The following is a 1094-nucleotide window of genomic DNA, read 5'->3' on the forward strand; positions in this document are numbered from 1 at the left end:
CGACGCTCACTGCGAACTCGGGTGCCGACGTCGCCGATGACACTACGGTGAGACCGATCACCAATGACGAAATCCCGAAACGTCCGGCCAGTGCTGACGCCCCACGCACCAAAAATTCCCCACCCAAGACCAGCAGCACCAGTCCGGCCACGATCCGTCCAATATCAAGCGCATCCATGAGTAGGAGTGTACGGACCACAGTTCAGGCCCTGCCACGAGCACCCGCTGACCTCGAGATTTCACTGGGGTGTGGTCTCGACGGGTGGGCGTCATAGAGAAAGGTGCTCCTGGCCTGGGATGATACGGGGTGTCGAGTCTCGTAATCCCTGGCCGGAAGGAGCACCTTTCAGGTGTCCCACCCTACCGTGTTCTTCTACCCCCGCCCGCGTGTGGACGTCGCTGAGGTCCCGGCGGCCTCGCATGCGGGCGCGGTGCTGCTGACCGACACGATCCACGCCACCGGCCTCGCCTCTTCGCTGCGTGAAGCGTTGGGTTCATGGACGAAACCGCTGGCCGAGCATCACGCCTCCAAGGTCCTGCTGGACCTCGCGATGACTCTCGCGGTGGGCGGGGAGGTCGCCCGTGACACCGACCTGCTGCGGTGCGAGCCGGGCCTGTTCGGTGACGTCGTCTCGGCCCCAACGATCTCCCGCACGCTCACCACCCTCGCTGAGGACGCGCCCGCCGTGATGACCGCGATCGCCAGGGCTCGCAGGACCGCGCGCGAGCAGGCCTGGGCCCTGGCCGGCGAGCATTCCCCGGCCGAGGGGACGAGCGCGAAGACCCCGCTGGTCATCGACCTCGACGCCACCCTGATCAACGTCCACAGTGAGAAGGAGCAAGCCGCCCCGACGTTCAAACGCGGCTTCGGCTACCACCCTCTGTACGCGTTCCTGGACCACGGCAGCGAAGGAACCGGGGAACCGCTCGCGATCCACCTTCGCCCCGGCAACGCGGGCTCGAACACCGCCAGCGATCACATCGCCGTCACCCGTCTGGCCCTTGCGCAGCTCCCACCGGCCCTGCTGGGCCGGGGCGGGCGGGGATCGAAAAAGGTCCTGATTCGCACCGACGGGGCCGGCGGCCCCAAGGAC

Annotated in this window: 2 pseudogenes; one reads left to right on the forward strand and one right to left on the reverse strand. The window is 67.2% G+C overall.

The features are described from left to right. Positions 1-178 (reverse strand): annotated as a pseudogene (locus AB0L75_RS44485) (sodium:calcium antiporter); the annotation flags it as partial. A gap of 238 nt (positions 179-416) precedes the next feature. On the opposite strand from AB0L75_RS44485, the pseudogene AB0L75_RS44490 reads away from it, so the two are divergent. Then, positions 417-1094 (forward strand): annotated as a pseudogene (locus tag AB0L75_RS44490) (transposase); the annotation flags it as partial.

The sequence above is a fragment of the Streptomyces sp. NPDC052101 genome (assembly GCF_040680235.1).
Classification (GTDB): Bacteria; Actinomycetota; Actinomycetes; order Streptomycetales; family Streptomycetaceae; genus Streptomyces.